This is a genomic window from Terrimonas alba, from assembly GCF_042434975.1.
GTDB lineage: Bacteria > Bacteroidota > Bacteroidia > Chitinophagales > Chitinophagaceae > Terrimonas_B > Terrimonas_B alba.
On the sequence record NZ_JBHMQM010000001.1, the window covers coordinates 950,157 to 964,584 of the forward strand.

Here is a 14,428-nt window from a genome sequence, read left to right on the forward strand (position 1 = left end):
AAAGATTAATTGCTTTGGGATCCTCCGTGCCTGTGTGGTTCAATTATTTTATTGCGCTGAATTTTTACCTGAAAATATCTTTTGTTGGTAGAAGGCTCATAAATGCCTGCAGGCTTTTCGAATATTTTTTTTTGTCCAGCTTATAATAAAAAGCTCCTTTTTTGGAAGTATGTTTCTCTTTGTCTTTTTGCCGGATCAATATGCCGGTGGCAGCCAGCTTGCGGACAAAATTTCTTTTATCCAACTCTTTTTCATACACGGCCTTATAAAGCGTCAGCAAATTGGGGATCGTAAACTTTGTTGACAGCAATTCAAACAAGATAGGATGCAAAGCAGCTTTGTACTTTAACCGCTCATGCGCTGTCTCTACCATTTCAGCATGATCGAATATGAGATGGGGCAGTTCCTTTAAATAAAACCATTCGGGCTTATAATTATCGCTTAATTGTTTTTCGTATTGATGAATGTCAATTAAAGCAAAGTAGACGATTGATATTGTTCTTTCCACCGGGTCCCGTTTTGGATCACCGAAGGCATGCAGTTGTTCCATGTATACTCCTTCCAGTCCTGTTAGTTGTTTTAATACCCGTGAAGCGGCATCATCCAGGCTTTCGTCCTTTTGTACAAAGCCTCCCATCAGGCTCCATTTACCTTTTTGCGGTTCAAATCCGCGATGAATGAGTAATAATTTTATATCCTGTCCATCAAATCCGAAGATGACACAGTCAACGGCGACAAGCGAAGGCGTTTCGTTATATTTTTTTAAAGGCATAGCGAGCAAAATTGGAAGTTAGATACTCACTATCTTTCTCAATTCAGCATACCGTTCAATCCTTTTTCATACGAACTAATAAACTTAATGATGTTAGCCGTGTTAAAATCCCCCGGCTCATGCATGGTCGTGATAGCCACACATTTCATTCCTGCATGCAGCGCTGCTTCGGCTCCTTTGGGTGAATCTTCAAACACAAGACATTCTTCGGGCAACACTCCCAACTGCACTGCACCTTTTAAAAAAGTTTCCGGGTCAGGTTTACTGTTGATGACATCATCAGCCGTAACAATTGAATCAAAATAATGATGCAGTCGCAACCCATCCAGCACAAAATCCACATTGAACCGTATAGCAGCGGTACCGATTCCCATCTTTATACCGGTATCTTTATTTTCCTGCAAAAATTCATCCAGACCCGCTATGAGTTTTAAATGAGGCCGGAAAGTTTGCTGGTATTTTCTTTCCTTTTCCATGCTCATCGTTTCCATTTCCTTTTCAGAAAACCGGCCAGGAAAAATTCTCTCCAGCAACTCCTGGTTTTTGCCATAACACTGCAGCTTTGTTTCTTCCATACTGAGCCCGGCACCCAGTTCATTCAACAGGTTATACCATGCTTTGATATGGTATTCCATATCATTGATCATCGTTCCATTCAGGTCGAATAAAATTGCTTTGAACATATTCTGGCAAAATTAAGCGCCGGCAGCAGGTTTACCAACCAAACCTCACACCCGTTTGTTTGAAAGAGCTTATTTGAACACACAAAGATTAATTGCTTCGTGTTTGCATCCTTCGGTTAGGCTTTTTTGAACCACGAGGACACAAAGACACAGTGATACACAAAGATTAATCCTTCGTGACCCTTTCTGCCTTTGTGCCTTTGCGGTTCAACGATTCCATGACGCCGAACTTTGCCACCTGTGCTTTGCGTTACATCCTGTCTTTACTATCAGTTGATTTTAATTGGCAGCAACGGCATGTTTTGCCTGGTAATTGCCCGGTACCGTGCCAAACGACCTGGTCAATCGGTTCCAGGAATTGATTTGTGCAATGGCAAGGGTGAGATTGGCGATCTCTTCTTTGGTGAAATGTTTTTCCAGCTCATCATGAATGTCATCACTATGTTGCTCTTCGGGTAATCTTGTTAAAACTTCTGCAAATGCCAGGGCAGCTTGTTCCTTCAATGAATAGTATGGTGTTTCCCGCCATGCTGAAACGGATACCAAACGAAGTGGCGTTTCACCGGCTGCGATACCTTCTTTAAAATGCATATCCAAACAATAAGCGCAGCTATTAATTTGTGATACCCGCATCCGGACAAGCTCCAATAATTTGAAATCCAGGCCAGCGTTGTCGATATAATGTTGTACCTGCAACATTGATTGCATCAGCTCTTTGGGTAAATCCCTGTGAGAAATTCTTTCCATGATTAAAAAATTTTGATTTGTATAAAAACAACCGAAGGCAACAAAACGTGACAGGTTTCAGGAAATATTTTCCAGCGCCTTCAATTTATCGGGATTACGCATGAAGTATATCTTATCTATATGCCCATCGGTAATGGAAAATACCTGGCAGTTGACAAGTTTATCTTTGTCATAATAAAACAATGCCGGCTGATGATTGATCCATTTTTGTTCCAGCCGGATCCCGGAGTAGAATTTTTTATTAATGCCCATTAACAGGGCCACAACAGATTCCCTGCCCCTGACAGGTTTCATAAATGCGGCCACCTTACCACCGCCATCGGAAACAATCGTTATTTCATCTGTCAGCAAACGTTCCAGACCCTGCATATCTCCGGCATGAATGACCTGCATGTATTTATTCAAATAATCCAGTGAAACGGTTTTTTCTTCGGTGGGTTGAGCCTGTTGCAGCAGTGCTTTAGACCGGCTCAATAATTTCCTGGAATTTTCGACCGATATATCCAGTACATCGGCGATCTCTTCATGGTCATAATTAAACCCCTCTTTTAAAATAAATACGGCTCTTTGTTTCGGGTTTAATTTTTCCAGCAACACCATTAATGAGTACGACAGAATTTCCTTCCTGTTGAGGTTGGTATCGGCATAGTCTGTAGCCACGGGTTCGGGCAACCATTGACCGGGATATTCAGCTACCAGTTTGCGTTGACGTTTTTTCTGGTTGATGGAAAGATTGATAACCGTGCGGATAAGGTAGGCTCTTTCATTCTCAATTTTACTGGAGTCAATTTCCATAAATTTCAGAAAGGCATCCTGCACTATATCCCTGGCTTCATCGAGTGAACCAAGGATGTTATAAGCATAAGTAGTAAGCAAGGGACGCAGCGATTCCATACAAACAGTAATAACAATGCTACAGCAAGATGGATTAAAAAATGGAAAATAAAAAAAGTGCAAAAAGCATAATCATAATTATACTTTTTGCACTTCCGGATCGTAATCCTTATTAAAGCTATAACTACCTCGTCTTACCAGAACCTGATATAGAGGGCAGCCAATATCAACAAGGTCACTACTATCATTACAATATGTGCAGGACTAACCTTAAACATTTGCTTATCCAATATGAAAGCGTGAGGGTTAACCTTTGGTCCGCGAAGACTGATCGCAATCATGGTCAATACGGTAAAAAAGAATGACCAGCCCATGTTGATAAGGAAGGGTATTCTCCAAACCTCTTTACCCCCTTCAACTGTTTTATAGGCTGTATACAACCATGTTTCGTGTCCCAGTACGGTAGGTGCATAGTTGTTGAAGAAAATCGCCAGCACGAGGCCAAGGATAACGCCGACCACAGCAGCCGTACCCGTTGTTCTTTTCCAAAACATACCTAAGATAAACATCGCAAATACACCCGGGCTGATAAAGCCGGTATATTTTTGAATGAACGTGAAACCACCTTCACCGCCAATTCCCAACAGATCTTCCCATGTAAATATTAATGCAATAATCATCGCCACCCACACAGTGATCCTTCCGGTCCAAACCTGTCTCGTTTCATCTGCGCCTTTGCTAATATATTTTTTATGAATGTCCAGGGTGTAAATAGTTGAAATACTATTTAGCTTGCCTGCCAGTGATGCCACAATAGCTGCGGTTAAAGCCGCTATCGACAAACCTTTTAATCCACTTGGCAGAAACGTCAGGATGGCTGAGTAAGCAGTATCTTTTGAGCCACTGAAATTTTCCAGGTGATTCCCTTTGTGCAACACATAGGCTGCAATTCCCGGCAACATTACGATCACCGGCATCATCAATTTCAAAAAGCCGGCAAAGAGAATACCGGTACGGGCTGTCTTCAGGTCAGCACCCAGGGCTCTTTGCGTGATGTACTGGTTACATCCCCAATAGTTGAGGTTAACGATCCATTGCCCTGCAAAATACATCGCAATACCCGGCAACACGAGATAACGGTCAATTTGTATTTGAGGCGCATCCTGTGCCGGCTTATTAAAGATCATATGAAAATGATCCGGGGCTTCCTTTAATAATACATTAAAACCGGCCAGCGCATCTTTACCAAAACCAAATCTCTCACTCACAATGGTCAGCGCCAAATAAGTTGTAGCTAATCCACCAATGATCAATACGGCTACTTGTATTACGTCGGTATAACCAATTACTTTCATCCCTCCCAATGTGATGATCAAAGCAAATAGAGCCAATACAATCATGATAGTATGCAGGTGACCACCGCCGAGTAATCCGTCAATGGCTACGGCACCCAGGTACAGAATGGATGTAAGGTTAACAAATACATACAGGAACAGCCAGAACACCGTCATGATCATAGCTACTGTACCGTTATAACGTTGTTTGAGAAACTGCGGCATCGTGAAGATCTTATTCTTCAGGTATACCGGCATGAACCAAACGGCGATAATAATTAAAGCGACCGCCGCAATCCATTCATAGGCCGCCACGGCTATACCGGCAAAAAAACCTTCGCCACTCATACCAATAAACTGCTCGGCAGAAATATTGGAAGCAATGAGTGAAGCACCGATAGCCCACCATGTCAATGAGCCTTCGGCTAAAAAAAAGTCGTGTGTGTCAGTAACTGCTTTTTTCTTTTTCCGATAGATCCAGTAACCATAACCTGCTACTATAAAAAAGTAAGTGACAAAAACCAGGATGTCCGCCGTTGAGAGATTCTTCATACGTATTGATCGTTATGTTTTGATGATTGTGTGGGTTTTATTTTTTTGTTTTGGTATTAGCCGTTAACCTTGTAATATACTTCACTCCATTTTAATTCATTCTTAAACCGGCTCAAATCGGTTTTTTTATCGATCAACACACATTCAATCTTTGCCATGGCTGCAAAATCCTGTAAATATTCTGCAGTCAGGTTTTGACTATAACAAGTGTGATGAGCGCCACCTGCATAGATCCAGGCAGCTAATCCATCAAGCATGTCAGGATGTGGCTTCCACAATACTCTTGCCACCGGTAGCTTTGGAAGATCGTATTTGGGTGAAACAGCCGTTACATCATTTACTAATAAACGGAAACGATTGCCCATATCAATAATAGAAGCATTCAATGCGGCACCACCTGCTACATTGAAAACAAGTCGTACAGGATCGGCTTTGCCGCCAATGCCTAATGGATGTATTTCGCAGGAAGGTTTTCCTTCTGCTATGCTTTCACAGATTTCCAGCATGTGTGAACCGAGTACCATATTATTATTTGGCTCGAAGTGATACGTATAATCTTCCATGAAGGAATTACCGCCGGGCAAACCAGTACCCATCACTTTCATCGCTCTTACCAATGCTGATGTTTTCCAGTCACCTTCACCTCCAAATCCATAACCCTCACCCATCAATCGCTGGGAAGCAATGCCCGGCAACTGTACCATGCCATGCAGGTCTTCAAATGTATCGGTAAAACCTTTGTAGTTACCGGCTACTAAAAAATTGCGCAGGCCAATCTCAATCTTAGCGGCTTCCCGTAATGAAGCATGCTTCTCGCCTGCTTTACGCAATGAAGTAACGACATTGTATTTCTCTTCATATTCCTTAACAAGCTGATCAGTTTCCGCATCCGTTGTTTCATTGATCACTTTTACCAAATCACCAACACCATGCGTGTTGACGGAGTAGCCAAACTTTAATTCTGCTTCTACTTTATCGCCATCCGTAACGGCCACGTAACGCATGTTATCACCAAAACGGACAAACTTCGCTCCCTGCCAATCGTGCCATGCCGCAGCTGCACGACACCAAACGCTGATTTCATGTGCTACTTTCTCATTCTTCCAATGACCCACTACCACTTTTCGCTCCAACCGCATTCTCGTCATGATAAATCCAAACTCCCTGTCACCATGCGCCGATTGGTTCAGGTTCATAAAGTCCATGTCAATTTCTTTCCAGGGAATATCGCGGTTGAATTGGGTATGTAAATGCAATAAAGGCTTTTGTAAAATTTTTAACCCGGTGATCCACATTTTAGCCGGGGAAAATGTATGCATCCAGGTGATAATGCCAATACAATTCTTTGCATTGTTGGCTTCTGCACACAAGGCATAAACTTCTTCGGTTGATTTAACCGTTGGTTTGAAAACAACGGTGACAGGGATCACCTCCGTATTATTCAGTGACGAGGCTATTTCTTGTGAATGTTGCGCCACTTGCTTTAATGTTTCTTCACCATATAAATGCTGGCTGCCCGTAACAAACCAAACCTCGAGTGATTGTAAACTTTTCATTATTATAAGCTGTTGTAAATTGTTTTGTAGTAAGTGTGAAAAAAAATATTACCGCGTTGAAAATTTATAGACGGCTGTTTGCCGGTATGTTTCGCCTGGTTTCAATATTGTGGTAGGAAATGAAGGCTGATTGGGGCTGTCAGGAAAATGTTGTGTTTCCAAACAAAGTGCGGCATGCTTCACGTACTTAGCACCGCCTTTTGTATTGGTTAATGTGCCGTCTAAAAAATTGCCGGAATAAAACTGCAAGCCTGGTTCTGTGGTCCACACTTCCATCAGGCGGCCACTGCCAGCATGATAGAGTGTTGCCACCTTTTCTAAATCACTTCCTTTTTTATTTAATACCCAGTTATGATCATATCCGCCACTTACCTGCTGAATATCTTTGCCAATCACTTTTTCGGTATTAAAATCCATTGGCCCACCCTTTACTTCCGGTAATTTGCCCGTTGGAATTAATTTGTCGTTTACTTCGGTAAACTTGTCTGCGCTGATCATCAACTGGTGATCCAGTATGGTTGAATCTTTGCCGGCTGATAAATTGTAATAAGCATGATTGGTAAGATTGACAGGCGTTGCTTTATCTGTAGTGGCGGTGTAATCGATTTTCAGTGCATTGTCTGACGTTAATGTGTACACAACTTTTATCGAAAGATTGCCTGGATAACCCTCTTCGCCGTCTTTACTGGTGTAGTTTAATTGCAAACTGCTGTCACCGGGTAATTTTTCTGCTTGCCAAACTACTTTATCAAAACCCTTATTTCCGCCATGCAGCGAGTTGCCATTATTATTACCAGCTAACGTGTATGGCTTACCATCCAATGTAAACTTTCCATTAGCAATACGATTACCGTAACGACCGATCAAAGAACCGAAATAGGGATTACCTTTTTGTAAATAACCGCTGAGGGAGTCAAATCCTAAGATTACATCTCCCTTGTTTCCTTCTTTATCCGGTGTGATGATATCGGTAAGCGTTCCCCCGTAATTGAGTATGCTAACCTGCATACCCGCCGGGTTTGTAATCGTGTACCTGGTAATAGCCTGGCCTTCGTAAGAACCAAAGGCAGTTTCCTGGCTGCTGAATTGCATGGAGTCTTTTGTTTGCTGTTCTTCTTCCTTTTTGGTTTGGCTTTCGTTATTACAAGCTGCCAAAAATAGGACGAATAAGGCTGATAATAACTGGATTTGTTTTTTCATATAGCTCTTTTATTTGCTGAGAAATTTATTGGCCGTAGTAAGAATCGGGTCCGTGTTTGCGTTCAAAATGCTTTTTGATCAGGGCTTCTTTCAGGCGTGGTGCGGAGGGATTGATTTGTTCGGTGAGTAAAGCCATATGCGCCACCTGCTCCAGCACAGCACTGTTGTAAACAGCTTTGTCGGCCGTTTTTCCCCAGGTAAATGGTGCATGGTTACCTACCAGTATCATTTCCACCTCTTCGTAACTCAAGCCCTTTTCTTTAAAACAATTCATGATCTGGAAACCGGTCTCGTATTCATAATTTCCCCTGATCATTTCATCACTCATCGACGGCGCACAGGGAATATCAACCGTATTATGATCTGCATGGGTGGTCCCAAAAATGGGTATATCCCGCTGCGATTGGGCCCAGGCCGTGGCATAAGTAGAATGTGTGTGTACGATGCCGCCGATCTTTTCCCAGTGCTTGTACAAAACGGCATGCGTTTTTGTATCCGATGACGGACGCAACGATCCTTCCACCGTGTTGCCATCAAAATCTACGATCACCATTTTTTCCGGTGATAACTCTTCGTATGGAACACCACTGGGTTTGATAGCAAAAACACCGAGACTCCTGTCTGCTGCGCTGACATTGCCAAACGTAAATAAAACAAGACCTAATTTGGGCAATTGCATATTTGCTGCAAATGCCTCCTGTTGTATATGACTGTATCGACTCATGATGTTTGTAGTTCTACTGCTGATTTTTCAGCGTTGGACATTTTATTTACCTGTTGTTCCATAAAATAGCCCAGCTCTTTATAATGCCCGTATCTTTTTTGATATACTGCTGCCTTCTGCTCATCGGGATAATATTCTGTATCGAAACCGGGGCCCATGGCATTCATCGCATCTTCTACTTTGGCATAAATACCAGCGGCTGTTGCAGCGAACATAGCAGCACCCAGGGCACAGGTTTGTTCGGAGCGATGTATGCGAATCGGCATATTGATGACATCGGCCATCATCTGCATGATGAATGGCGATTTCTTTGCTACACCACCCAAACCAATCAATCCTTTTACCGGCACTCCCTGTTCAACAAAACGTTCGACGATGGCTTTGGCGCCGAAACAAGTAGCTTCAACGATTGACCGGAACACTTTTACCGCATCACTTCCTAAATCAAGACCGGTAATTGAACCAGTGAGTAACTGGTTGGCATCAGGTGTGCGGCGGCCATTGAACCAATCAAGTGCCAGCTCATTGTGTTCATCAAGCGGTAATAATGCAGCCTGCCTGCTTAATTCGGGGATGATTTTATCAGCAGTTTCTTCTATTAATTGCTTTGCCGTTACAGCATTGACCACCGATGATTTGGAAAGAATAGAATACAAAGGCCAGGTCAGTAATTTTTTAAACCAGGCATAGCAGTCACCAAAAGCTGACTGGCCGGCTTCCATTCCCAGCATGCCCGGAATAATTGAACCAGGCACCTGGCCACAAATTCCTTTTACCAATTTATCTCCCACTTCCTCTGTCGGGGCTACCAACATATCACAAGTAGAGGTACCCATTACCTTACTTAAGTGATAAGGCTCGATCTGGCCGCCTACTGCTCCCATGTGGGCATCAAAAGCTCCAACGCCTATTACCACGTCTTCCGGCAACCCGAGCCGTGTGGCCCATTCTTTACTGATGATTCCCGCTTGTTGATCGGACGCACAAGTTTCCTTAAAAAGTCTTGCAGTAAATCCCTTCAACAATGGATCGAGAGAACTAAAGAAATCATCCGGTGGAAGGCCGCCCCATTCTTTTGCCCATAATATTTTATGACCTGCTGAGCAAACTCCTCTTTTCATTTGGTGCACATCATTTCCGCCGGTCAATAAAAACGGGATCCAGTCGCAATGTTCAACGAATGAATAAATGGACTGGCGAACCTGCTCATCTTCTCTCAAAACATGTAACAGTTTTGCCCAAAACCATTCCGAAGAATAAATACCGCCTACAAATTGCAGGTAGTTGGTTTCAAACTTTTCTGCGTGTGCGTTGATCTCCGCAGCTTCGCCTACCCCCGTGTGATCTTTCCACAATACGAACATCGCATTGGGATTATTTTCAAAACCCGGCAACAAAGCCAGCGGTGTTCCTGCTTTGTCAACTGCTACAGGCGTAGAACCTGTGGTGTCAACCGCAATTGCTTTTACATTGGCAGCTACAGATGGACCCGCCTGTAATAAACAGCGCCTGATAGTATCTTCCAGACCCTCCACATAATCAAGCGGGTGTTGACGAAACTGGTTTTCTCCCGCATCACAATACAATTGGTCTCTCCAACGGGGATAATAAAAAACGGCGGAGGCAACTTCCTTACCATTTGACGCATCAGCGATAATGGTTCGCACCGAATCAGAACCATAGTCCACCCCAATTACATATGCACCGGCAGCACTCATAAAAATTGTTTTATACTTGTTAAGCAGACAAATTATTGCATTTTTTTGGCGTCCTCTAAAAACTTAACGAGCCCAAGATCGGTCAAAGGATGTTTTAATAAACCGAGAATGGAGTCAAGCGGGCAAGTGCAAACATGAGCTCCTGATTCTGCCGCCCGGATAATATGATTGGCATTGCGGATAGACGCAGCGAGAATTTCTGTTTTAAATCCCTGGATAGAGTAGATGGCCGATATCTGTTGTATTAACTCCATTCCATCCCAACCACTGTCATCAATTCTACCAATAAACGGAGAAACATAAGCCGCCCCGGCTTTTGCCGCCAAAATAGCCTGGCCCGCAGAAAAAACTAATGTACAATTGGTACGGATCCCGTTATCTGTAAACCATTTTATCGCCTTCACTCCTTCGCGGATCATAGGAACTTTCACGACGATATTGGGATGAATAGCAGCAAGGGCCTTCCCCTCTTTTACAATGCCATCAAAGTCAGTTGCCAAAACTTCCGCACTGATGTCGCCATCTACCAACTCGCAGATAGTTTGATAATGTTTAAAAATAGCGGTGCCGCCTGCAATACCCTCTTTAGCCATCAGGGAGGGATTGGTAGTAACGCCGTCCAATATGCCTAATTCATTTGCTTCTTTGATTTGCGCAAGATTGGCGGTATCAATAAAAAATTTCATGCTGATTTTAATTTATAAAGTCTTTATTGTGTGATGAAATGATAAAAAATAGCTTGCCTGCTGGGGATTACGAACTGACTGGTTTGTTTGAGCACAAACAGGATTGATATTGGTAACTATTTTGAGCGGGATATTCATACCGGCAAGACAATTAGTGTCAAATTAACACTTATAATTTGACATAAAAAAATTTTTTGGTCAAAAGAATTACAAAAGGTGCGAATTCGGAATGATGTTCAGGAAGGCCTGGAAGTTTTGTTTGTAATTTTTGGTGTTGAGTTTATAATAAAATGCCCCTTTCCTGGAACTCCCCTTGTCTTTCTCTCCCAGCTTGATTAACAGCGAGGTGGAGAGCACTTTGCGGCTGAAATTTCGCTTATCAAATTCTGTATCATATACCGATTCATAAAGGCTTTGCAACTGCGGAAGTGTAAACTTTTTGGGCAGCAATTCAAATAACAACGGATGAAGTGCCGCTTTATAACGCAGCTTCTCCCGGGCCATTTTCACCATTTGTTTATGGTCAAATATCAGATCGGGTATTTTGTTCAGGGGAAACCATTCGGCATGGTATTCTTCGCTCAGCTGCTTTTCATACTGATGAATATCGATTAGCGCAAAATAGGCTATCGATAAAGTTCTTTCCATAGGATCCCTTGATGGGTCGCCGAATGTAAACAGTTGTTCAAGATACACTCCCTCCAACCCCGTCAATGCTTTCAAAATACGGGTTGCGGCATTATCCGGACTTTCGTTTGGCTGGATAAATCCGCCCATCAGGCTCCACTTACCTCTCTCCGGTTCAAAGTCACGTTGTATAAGCAATAATTTAAGAGCTTCCCCATCAAATCCGAAAATGATACAATCCACAGCCGCCAGTATTCTGGTTTGCTTTTGATATTTCGTCATAGTCTTGGTTTATTTGTTGGTTTATTATTTTTCTTTGCCTCTTACATGTTTAAATAATCTGACGGCGTCATGCCAAACTGTTTTAAAAATTTCTACCAAAATTGGTTTGTTATGCATAACCTACCAAATCGGCCACCTTATATATTTTTATTCCCCTCTACTAACAGTTCCGCTGCTTTCTTCTAATCTCGTTATATTAATCAATTCATTAGGCGAAAGATCAGGCAGGGATTTGATTTTAGGGTATAAAGTTGGCTTCATAATCATGTGATGACGGAAATAGCTGGATTGCGCCATTGCAGCGCTACCGATAGAGCACGATAGGACAACAAAGGTTGTTTTAAAAGTCACTATGGCAACAATTCTGTTAGTTAAATAAACGAATTATTCATTTACCCGGCCGGCAATTATCAAAATTGAGCTTATTGGATGAAAAACTGAGACGATTTGATGAAACCTTGAAAAAAAATTGTCCCAATTTCACATTACCTATTTTTACGGTTGCTAAAACGAAATATTGTATGCTTTCTATTTGCCATTACAACAGCCCGGCTGGCTATACATTGTTGCCAATTTTATCTTTTTCCTGTAACAGCAAACGCCACCTCTTCTTCCCAATCACCTATTCATTATTAACCGCTCCTGACAAGCCAAATTTTTTTGGACCTTTTTAATATTTGTAAAATTGACACTTATTTGCTAAAAACCAAAATGACGTTATATGAAAAAATCAAAACAACGATTTTCTGGTAACTGGTTTGCCCACTTATTCACGCTGCCACATGCTATACTGATGGCTACTATTGCCTTTGGCCAGAGGCCATGCGAAATTGACCTGGATCCGGGTTATGATTGATCAATCTATTCCGGCGGACCGGGTTAACAAGCATTCGTTGAAAACCGGGCTTGCCGGATCTTTAAAAAAATTCCGGTATCACTTATTTCAATAAAAGAGTAAGTTGCTCCTCTAAAAAAATATTTCATGAAAAAATTTGCGATTGGTTGTTTTATTCTACTGACAGGTTCTGGCTTATTAGCCCAGAACAAAATTATTTTGCAGGCTGATCTTGGTAAAGACAAAATAAGCAAGCATATCTATGGTCATTTTGCCGAGCATTTAGGCAATTGTATTTATAATGGATTCTATGTTGGCGACACCAATAAGGTCATACCCAATACGGATGGTGTCCGCAATGATATCATTGCAGCCTTAAAAAAATTAAAAGTGCCGAATCTTCGCTGGCCCGGCGGCTGTTTTGCGGATACCTATCATTGGAAAGATGGCGTAGGTCCCAAAGCCAACAGGCCATCCATTGTTAACCGCTGGTGGGGCGGCGTCACAGAAGACAATAGTTTTGGCACCCATGATTTTTTAAACATGTGCGAAGCTATCGGTTCAGAGCCATATCTCGCCGGTAATGTTGGAAGTGGAACAGTGCAGGAACTTACCGATTGGGTTCAATACGTAAACTTCGATGGCAAAGCAAGCCCGATGAGTAAATGGCGGGTACAAAACGGAAGAGAAAAACCATGGAACGTAAAGATCTGGGGTGTGGGCAATGAAGCATGGGGCTGCGGTGGAAATATGAAACCCGAGTATTATGCTAATATATATCGGTTGTACGCCACCTTCATGCCCGATGGGGGCAACAATGACAAAATGTTCCGGGTGGCATCAGGCGCCAATGGTGATGATTACAACTGGACAGAAGTATTGATGCGTGACATTCCCCGCAATATGGTGGAAGGAGTAGCACTACATCACTATTCCGTTATCAATTGGAACCAAAAGGGTCCGGCGAAGGATTTTAGCGAACAGCAATATTTCGCCACCATGAAGTCGGCCCTTAAAATGGAAGAGCTGGTGACAAGACATTCCAATATCATGGATAAATACGACCCGGCAAAAAAAACTGCATTGGTTGTGGATGAATGGGGAGGTTGGTATGAAGTAGAACCTGGTACTAATCCCGGGTTTCTTTTCCAGCAAAACACTATTCGTGATGCGATGATCGCAGGCGCTACCCTGAATATTTTTAATAATCACTGTGAAAGAGTAAGAATGGCTAACCTGGCTCAAACGGTGAATGTGTTGCAAGCTGTCATCCTGACGAATAAAGAAAAGATGATCCTCACTCCCACTTATCATGTGATGGAAATGTACAATGTTCACCAGGATGCAACCTTACTACCGGTGGATGTAAAATCGAATGACTATGTAGTGGGCACTGAAAAATTACCAGCCGTTTCCGCTTCCGCTTCCAGGGACCAGGCAGGCGTCACCCATATTTCATTGGTAAATATTGACGCTGCTAAACAACAGGAAATTTCGATAGACATAAGAGGTTCTAAATACAATTCGGTTTCCGGCAGAATTCTAACATCAAAAAAACTGCAGGATTATAATTCATTTGAAAATCCCGGTAAAATTCAGCCTGCAACTTTTAATGAGGCAAAACTGACTGGCAATTCGTTACAGGTAAAGCTTCCTCCTGCTTCGGTAGTAGTGCTGGCCCTTAAATAATAAAGATGACGAAACGATTTCTATTGAAAGAAACAGGATTAGTACACAAAATGACCTGGTGGGTGAATGGGAACAAATTGTATTGGGCTATAACATAGTTCCGGGTTACTCCGCCGAACAACCCCGGCTGATTTTCAAAATTCCATTTCATTAAATATGGCTACGAATGGAACATTGAATGGAAGCAGG

The 14,428-nt window shown here is 42.5% G+C and carries 13 protein-coding genes; 2 read left to right on the forward strand and 11 right to left on the reverse strand.

The features are described 5' to 3' along the window. Nucleotides 1–64 precede the first annotated feature (64 nt). From ACFEL9_RS03845 to ACFEL9_RS03895, 11 genes are all read right to left on the reverse strand, one after another. Nucleotides 65–772 carry an NUDIX hydrolase gene (locus ACFEL9_RS03845; protein ID WP_385886286.1) on the reverse strand — a complete coding sequence of 236 codons (708 nt, stop codon included), beginning with the start codon at nucleotides 770–772 and terminating at the stop codon, nucleotides 65–67. A 38-nt stretch (nucleotides 773–810) separates the two neighbouring features. Continuing rightward, complete coding sequence (locus ACFEL9_RS03850) at nucleotides 811–1,455, reverse strand: HAD family hydrolase (protein WP_385886288.1); 645 nt, start codon at nucleotides 1,453–1,455, stop codon at nucleotides 811–813. A 279-nt stretch (nucleotides 1,456–1,734) separates the two neighbouring features. Beyond that, nucleotides 1,735–2,202, reverse strand: a complete 468-nt coding sequence (locus ACFEL9_RS03855) for a carboxymuconolactone decarboxylase family protein (protein ID WP_385886289.1) — start codon at nucleotides 2,200–2,202, stop codon at nucleotides 1,735–1,737. A 57-nt stretch (nucleotides 2,203–2,259) separates the two neighbouring features. Further along, nucleotides 2,260–3,096, reverse strand: coding sequence for a sigma-70 family RNA polymerase sigma factor (locus ACFEL9_RS03860; RefSeq protein WP_385886290.1), 837 nt, complete (start codon nucleotides 3,094–3,096; stop codon nucleotides 2,260–2,262). A 134-nt stretch (nucleotides 3,097–3,230) separates the two neighbouring features. After that, on the reverse strand, nucleotides 3,231–4,922 hold the full coding sequence (locus ACFEL9_RS03865) for a sodium:solute symporter family transporter (protein WP_385886292.1): 1,692 nt from the start codon (nucleotides 4,920–4,922) through the stop codon (nucleotides 3,231–3,233). Between the two features lie 56 nt (nucleotides 4,923–4,978). After that, a complete protein-coding gene (araA, locus tag ACFEL9_RS03870) occupies nucleotides 4,979–6,478 on the reverse strand; it encodes an L-arabinose isomerase (RefSeq protein WP_385886294.1) in 1,500 nt (499 codons plus the stop codon). A gap of 48 nt (nucleotides 6,479–6,526) precedes the next feature. Beyond that, on the reverse strand, nucleotides 6,527–7,678 hold the full coding sequence (locus ACFEL9_RS03875; protein ID WP_385886296.1) for an aldose epimerase family protein: 1,152 nt from the start codon (nucleotides 7,676–7,678) through the stop codon (nucleotides 6,527–6,529). Between the two features lie 25 nt (nucleotides 7,679–7,703). Continuing rightward, a complete protein-coding gene (locus ACFEL9_RS03880; RefSeq protein WP_385886298.1) occupies nucleotides 7,704–8,402 on the reverse strand; it encodes an L-ribulose-5-phosphate 4-epimerase in 699 nt (232 codons plus the stop codon). Further along, on the reverse strand, nucleotides 8,399–10,120 hold the full coding sequence (locus tag ACFEL9_RS03885; protein ID WP_385886300.1) for a ribulokinase: 1,722 nt from the start codon (nucleotides 10,118–10,120) through the stop codon (nucleotides 8,399–8,401). The genes ACFEL9_RS03880 and ACFEL9_RS03885 overlap by 4 nt, the downstream gene beginning before the upstream one ends. Before the next feature lie 32 nt (nucleotides 10,121–10,152). Next, nucleotides 10,153–10,806, reverse strand: coding sequence for a fructose-6-phosphate aldolase (gene fsa / locus ACFEL9_RS03890; RefSeq protein ID WP_385886302.1), 654 nt, complete (start codon nucleotides 10,804–10,806; stop codon nucleotides 10,153–10,155). Between the two features lie 207 nt (nucleotides 10,807–11,013). Beyond that, nucleotides 11,014–11,715 carry an NUDIX hydrolase gene (locus tag ACFEL9_RS03895; protein WP_385886304.1) on the reverse strand — a complete coding sequence of 234 codons (702 nt, stop codon included), beginning with the start codon at nucleotides 11,713–11,715 and terminating at the stop codon, nucleotides 11,014–11,016. 721 nt (nucleotides 11,716–12,436) lie between these two features. Here ACFEL9_RS03895 and ACFEL9_RS03900 point away from each other — a divergent pair. After that, the gene (locus ACFEL9_RS03900) at nucleotides 12,437–12,571 is read left to right on the forward strand and encodes a hypothetical protein (RefSeq protein ID WP_385886305.1); all 135 of its coding nucleotides are present in this window, start codon (nucleotides 12,437–12,439) and stop codon (nucleotides 12,569–12,571) included. Nucleotides 12,572–12,697: 126 nt separating this feature from the next. After that, on the forward strand, nucleotides 12,698–14,239 hold the full coding sequence (locus ACFEL9_RS03905; protein WP_385886307.1) for an alpha-N-arabinofuranosidase: 1,542 nt from the start codon (nucleotides 12,698–12,700) through the stop codon (nucleotides 14,237–14,239). The last annotated feature ends 189 nt before the right edge of the window (nucleotides 14,240–14,428 follow it).